3 protein-coding genes are annotated in these 7,328 nt (G+C 41.2%); all 3 read left to right on the top strand.

Annotated elements, in window-relative coordinates; genetic code table 11:
* Positions 1 to 2,860: Ig-like domain-containing protein (locus tag EAE91_RS20095; RefSeq protein WP_214090034.1), on the top strand; the 2,860-nt coding region annotated here is incomplete at its 5' end.
* A 662-nt stretch (positions 2,861 to 3,522) separates the two neighbouring features.
* Positions 3,523 to 5,022 (top strand): hypothetical protein, encoded by a 1,500-nt coding sequence (locus tag EAE91_RS20090; RefSeq protein ID WP_214090033.1) that lies wholly within the window; start codon positions 3,523 to 3,525, stop codon positions 5,020 to 5,022.
* A gap of 584 nt (positions 5,023 to 5,606) precedes the next feature.
* Entirely contained in the window at positions 5,607 to 7,109 is a 1,503-nt protein-coding gene (locus EAE91_RS20085; protein ID WP_214090032.1) for a hypothetical protein, read from the top strand.
* The last annotated feature ends 219 nt before the right edge of the window (positions 7,110 to 7,328 follow it).

Here is a 7,328-nt window from a genome sequence, read left to right as displayed (position 1 = left end):
ACCGATCGACATTGACTGGCAGACAGAGCCAACGGTTGACGGGTTAAAACTGACGAAACAGAGCAATTCGGTGAGTAACGCGCAGGGACAGGTGACGGCGACCTTAACCAGTACGGCGGCGGTGAAGGATGTGCAGGTATCGGCGAAGGCGGCGGCGAACCCGTCGTGGGTCGAGGCTGATCGAAAGGTGAGCTTTGAGGAGCTGAGCCTCAGCTATCAAGTCACCGGCGTGACGGTGGAAGTGGATAAAGACGAGAAGCGCTATAACAACGGTAGTGACAGTTATACCTTCACGGCGACGGTAGTGGATGCGCATGGCAAGCCGGTAGCGGATAAGCCAATCGACATTGACTGGCAGACAGAGCCAACGGTTGACGGGTTGACCTTGACGAAACAGAGCAACTCGGTGAGTAACGCGCAGGGACAGGTGACGGCGACCTTAACCAGCACAGCGGCGGTGGAGGATGTGCAGGTATCGGCGAAGGCGGCGGCAAACCCGTCGTGGGTCAATGCTGATCGAAAGGTGAGCTTTGAGGAGCTGAGCCTCAGTTATCGGGTTACCGGCGTGACGGTGGAAATGGATAAAGACAAAGAGCACTACAACAACGGCACTGACAGTTATACCTTCACGGCGACGGTGAAGGACGGGCACGGCAATCTGGTGGTGGGTCAACCGGTCGACATTGACTGGCAGACAGAGCCAACGGTTGACGGGTTAATCTTGACGAAACAGAGCGATTCGGTGAGTAACGCGCAGGGACAGGTGACCGCGACCTTAACCAGCACGGTGGTGGTATCTGATGTGCAGGTATCGGCGAAAACGGCTACCCAGAAGACGGCGGAGAACGCGAATAGAAAAGTCAGTTTTACGGAGTACAGCGCCAGCTATTATGTCGCCAGCGTGACGGTGGATGCGGATAAAGACAAGGCGCACTACAACAACGGCAGTGACAGTTATACCTTCACGGCGACGGTGAAGGATGGGCACGGCAATCTGGTGGTGGGTCAACCGGTCGGCATTGACTGGCAGACTGACCAAACGCCAGCCGGGTTAAAGCTGACGAAACAGAATAACTCGGTGAGTAACGCGCAGGGACAGGTGACGGCGACCTTAACCAGCACGGTGGTGGTATCTGATGTGCAGGTATCGGCGAAAACGGCTGCCCAGCAGACGGCGGAGAATGCGAACGAGAAAGTCAGTTTTACGGAGTACAGCGCCAGCTATTATGTCGCCAGCGTGATGGTGGATGCGGAGAAAGACAAGGCGCACTACAACAACGGCAGTGACAGTTATACCTTCACGGCGACGGTGAAGGATGGGCACGGCAATCTGGTGGTGGGTCAACCGGTCGACATTGACTGGCAGACAGAGCCAACGGTTGACGGGTTAAAACTGACGAAACAGAACAATTCGGTGAGTAACGCGCAGGGACAGGTGACGGCGACCTTAATCAGCACGGCGGCGGTGAAGAATGTGCAGGTATCGGCGAAGGCGGCGGCGAACCCGTCGTGGGTCAAGGCCGATAGTCCGGTGAGCTTTGAGGATCTGAGCACTAGCTATCATGTTACCCATGTAACGGTGGACAAAGAGGGTCCACTCTACAACGGAGGCACTGATACTTACACCTTCACGGCGACAGTGGAAGATGCATATGGCAAGCCGGTGGTGGATAAATCAATCGATATTGACTGGCAGACAGAGCCAACGGTTGAGGGGTTAACCTTGACGAAACAGAGCAATTCGGTGAGTAACGCGCAGGGGCAGGTGACGGCGACGTTAACCAGTACGGTGGTAGCGATTGATGTACAAGTGTCGGCAAAAACAGCTACTCAGCAGACGCCAATGAATGCGGATAAAAAAGTCAGTTTTATCAGCCCTGATGAGCTTGCTTCTCTTACTGTTAGCCCAGATCACGTAACAGAAGGAGAAGGCGAGGGGCATACTTATACCTTCACTGCCACAGTAAAAGATTTTTCCGGGCAGGCGAAAAGCGGTGTTGCGGTGGCCTGGAGTGTAACAAATAGTAAGGGAGTTACCATCACTGATAAAAACCTAGTTACTCAGGTAGTGGGTGATGGTAAAACAGATGCTGATGGGAAAGCGCAATATCGGGTATATAGCAAAAGCGGCGGATTTGTTGCTGTTATGGTAACGACCAAAGTGAATGATTCATCTGTTGGTTCTAAGAGTAAAACGGTAGAAATTAAGGCTAATGAGCAGGATGTTACTGGCTTCTTTATAATGGATTATGACTCTACAGATGGAAAACCGATCGGGCCTTCGGTTCCAAAAGAAAGAATGAATTTTGCCTGGACAAAAATGCAGTTTAAACCCGAGTATTTACCTGGAAAAGTAAAAATATCTGATGATTATTTTGGAGTATATGACTCAAGTAATAGGAACGTAATTGATGTGAATGAAGAGTATTTTCAAGTTAAAAAAGCAGGAACGGCTACATTAACTGCGACGTTTACACATCCAGGATCTGGTCGGTATTTAAAATATGTTATTCCTGATGTGAAAATTAACCATTTTATAATTTTTGATCCTGACCCGATAGGGCCGGGGATTGGTTACCCTGACCTGAATAGTCGTATTGACGAGAGTCTACCTTTACCTCGTTGTACAAGAGGAAATAGAATAAAGGAGAGTGCTCTTGGTCGTTCAATTGATTATTTGGTTAAGGATTTGGATTTAAATCTTATTCAAAAGGGTATATTAGGTGATCCAACTAAGGGATTTAGTAATAACGGAATAGGAATGGGGGGGCTACAAAAAGATAATACAAGAATTCAGGCTCATTTGTTGAATAAGAGAGATTCAACTTCAAATGCTTATGTGGTTTTCTGTGAGGAGTAGGGAGGAAATAATAGGTAGTAAGCATTATTGTTGAAGCGCATTATTTTGATAGAAAATTAGGTGTTTATTGCTTATTGATGTTTAATTCTAATATTAGGTTTAATATGTTAACACTTACAGCAGATATAATTTCAGGAATGACGATTTTAGAAGAGTGCCCAGTTGCCATTACTGTGACTTATAGTGAAAACATAGCCCTACCTTCTCGTTATTTTAAGCGATTCAGTCCCTAATGAGCGATCACAGAGGTTTCTCGTGCATTAGCTGTAGCTAGAATTTTTACTCACAAAGGTCATTTAAAACTTGGATAGCGAGGCAAAATCAATTATTTAATTGTTAACTGAAATCAATATAGATGATATTATTAATGTAAGTGTTTACGCTGATGGTATTGTGTGAGAGGAGTTGGATTAAGTATTTATTACTATTGATCCTCATACATTAATCAAGGAATATGTGGAGAAAGCACTGTATCCCACTTTATGATACCTTTTGGATAAAGAATACATTGCTATTACAGTAATGGCTAAAGTAAATAGTTTATTTATGTGAGAAGTAGGGAGGATATAATAGATAGTCAGCATCATTGTAGAAGAACATTATTTTGATAGAAATTAGGTGGTTGTTACTTGTTGGTGTTTAACTTTAATATGAGGTTTAATATGTCGACACTTACAGCAGATATAATTTCAGGAATAACGGTTTTAGAGGAGTGTCCAGTTGTTATCACTGTGACTTATTCAGGCGATGATACTCATAAAGTAACGGATTCGACTGACATAGTGTACGATAACCCGGAAAATACCAGTTTCGATGAGATCCCTCGTATTTCAAGAGATGTTGAAAAAAATACCTGTACTGCGAAATTTGTTGTTACTGCTAATTCCGGTGCTGGTGATTTCACCATAACATTTTCAATGGATAGGGCTACGGACCCCGATGCTAAATTGGAAATTGCATTTCATTCTATTGATAAAAACGGTTTTTCATATGCAGCATTTGAACCTATCATTATTGGCGATGCGTTGATAAAAGATTTATCTCCGGCAGCGGATAATGAGAAACCTTCTGAATCAAATGGTAGCCTCTTTGTTAATCTATATGCGCTGAGTAGAACAAATGATCCATTACCCTATTTTCAAATTCCTCTGGTAACTGATCAGTTGGTGCGTATTTTTGGGTATGATGGAAAGAAACTTACGAAAGAAATATTTCCTTTTATTCAAGAGCTCAATAATAATAAATACTATATTAATACAGATGATAAAGGTTTTGTTGCCTTAAAGATTTTTCCCAGTCAGGAGGAGGGGAACTATGCAGTTAATATGTTCACCGAATTGCAGGGTTTTTCAAGGAAATCTTCATCAAATATTCTGTTTATTACAGAAGACATTGCTCCAACGCTTGTGATGCCAGATATAGAAGAGTTGGACGGTGATAGATTAACGCCATCAACAGGATATAGCAATACAGGTTTTCATGTGAGTATCCCGTTCTATGAAGGTGTTAAACCGAGAGATAGAATTTTCTTAATGATCAGAGAAGATAATAATGAAACGCCAAGTGCGTCCGCTGTCATTACTGATCTGAGTCAGTTGGATATACCATCTATTTTAGTTCCATATGCCAGTATTCCAAATATTGGCAATAATGGGTTATACTATTACGTAGCTGATGTAATAGGAAACATAACTATGTCATCTGCCCTCTATTTTAATTTAACGAGATCAACACCAAATATACCACCAGAGATTAAGCGTATATTAGCAAGACCTAGAATCTTTAATCATAAACGACAGAAGGAATTTAGTTGGCCAGGTAAGATTAGTTTTAAGTATATTTTAGGTGGAGGGTTGGATGCCCATATTGCTGTGGGTAAAAATAGTGAAATAGAGGTAAATAGTGTTATCAATATACGTATTTACGTCAATGGTATTGTAAATGATAATCCATTTTCGAAAATTTATTCTATTGATCCTCATACGGTAACTGCCGACGAAGCGGCGGCAGGAGAGACTATTATTCCGCTTGGTCAGGCCCCTTTTGCTAATGTAGACTCATATAGTGATGGCACGCCAGGCTTGGTTTATATCACTTATAGCGTAGGCAAAAACGAATCTAAGATTTGGTTTGGACATATTGATACTGTTCCACCTAGGTAATAAATTTAACTGATTGAGCTTTTATCTGTTTGTTGGAAAATGCTCACGCATTTTCCACTTTTCTGAACATATTTCTTATTGATGAACTGGCGATTCTTCATTACCAAGCTATAATATTTTATTAAGCGTTGTCATTTTACTTTCAACCAATGAATCACGGAGTTAATGGTGGCAGTATGAATAATGGTCAATATGGCGAAAAGTGATTTAACAATTATCGTAGTTTTAGCCCCAGATATATTTTGACTATATAGTATATACTTGGATATAAAGCTTATGTTATGAGTAGTGGGTTTATTGCTATTACATTAATAGCTAAAATGAATACTTATTTGTGTGACAAACAGGAAGGAGGTAATAGGATAATAAATAGTAAGTATCGTTGTATAAACGCATTATTTTGACAGAAAATTAAGTGTTTGTTACTTATATACCCTATGGATTTCAGGATGCATCGTGGCGGCAAGGGAGTGAATCCCCGGGAGCATAGCAAACTATGTGACCGGGGTGAGCGAGAGCAGCCAACAAAGAAGCAACTTGAAAGATAACGGGTATAGGCGTTTAACTTTAATATGAGGTTTAATATGTCAATACTTACAACAGATATCGTTTCAGGAATAACGGTTTTAGAAGCGTGCCCGGTTGTCATTACTGTGACTTATTCAGGTGATGATACACATAAAGTAACGGAAACGACTGACATAATGTACAGTCACCCAGAAAATACCCGTTTTGATAAGACCCCTCGTATTTCAAGAGATGTCGAGAATAATACCTGTACTGCAAAATTTGTTGTTACTGCTGGTTCTGACGCTGGTGATTTCATCATAACATTTTCAATGGATAAGGCTACGGACCCCGATGCTGAATTGGAGATTGCATTTCATTCTATTGATAAAAATGATTTTTCACATGCAGCGTTTGAACCTATCATTATTGGCGATTCGTTGATAAAAGACTTATCTCCGGTAGCTGATGATGAACGACCTTCTGAATTGAATGGCAGCCTGCTTATTAATATCTATGCGTTGAGTAAAACAAATGAGCCGTTACCCTATTTTCAAATCCCTCTGGTAATTGATAATTTAGTACGTATTTTTGGGTATGATGGAGAAAACATTACGGAAGAAATATTGCCTTTTATTAAAGAAATCAATAATAATAAATACTATATTAATACGGATGATAAAGGTTTTGTTGCTTTAAGGGTTTTCCCTCGTAAGGAGAAGATTGGTAATTATACCGTTGATATGTTCATAGAATTGCCGGGTTTTTTAAAGAACGCTTCATCAAATATTCTTTTCATTATAGAAGACACTGCTCCAGCGCTTTCTGCGCCAGACATTGAAGAGCTGGATGGAAATAGATTAACGCCATCAGTAGGAAATAGTAGCACGGGGTTTCATGTGAGTATCCCATTTTATAAAGGTGCTAAACCGAGAGATAGGATTTTTTTAGTAATTAGAGAAGATAATGACGAAACGCTAGGTGCGTCTACTGTCATTACTGATCTGTATCAGTTGAATAATCCATTTATTTTAGTTCCATATGCCAGCGTTCCAAATATTGGCGACAATGAATTATGTTATTATGTGGCTGATGTAGTGGGAAATGTAGCTATGTCTTCTGCTCTCTATTTTAATTTAACAGGGTCAGTACCGAATGAACCACCAGAAGTTAAGCGGACATTAGCAGTACCCAGAATCTTTGCTCATAAACAGCAGTTAGAATTTGAACAGTCAGGTAGGATCAATCTTGAAAATATTTTAGGAGGAGGGTTGAATGCCCATATTGCTGTGGGTCAAAACAATGGAATAGATGTGGATAGTGTTATTAATGTACGTATTTACGTTAATGGTATTGTAAATGATAACCCGTCCTCACGACTTTATTCTCTTGATCCTCATACGGTAACTGCCGATGAAGTGGCTGCTGGAGAAGCTATTATTCAGCTTGGCCAGGCACCTTTTACTAAGGTAGGTTCGTATTGTGATGGTACACCAGGCTCAGTTTATATTACTTATAGTGTAGACACGAAGGAGTCTGAGATTTGGAGTGGGCACATTAATACTGTTCCAGTAGGATAATAAATTTAACTGATTGAGCTTTTACCTGTTTATGGAAAATGCATAAGCATTTTCCATTTTCCCGGACATGTTGCTTATTTTGTGAATTGGCGATTTCTTCATTACCGAGCTACAATATTTAATTGAGTGTTGTCATTTTATTTTCAACCAAGGAATCATGGCACTAATGATGACAGTATGAATAATGGCAAACATGGTGAGAAGTGATTTGACAGTTAT

The organism is Photorhabdus noenieputensis (assembly GCF_018448935.1).
Lineage (GTDB): Bacteria > Pseudomonadota > Gammaproteobacteria > Enterobacterales > Enterobacteriaceae > Photorhabdus > Photorhabdus noenieputensis.
Note: the sequence above shows the minus strand (reverse complement) of the source record. Positions and strands in the feature narration are given on the sequence as shown.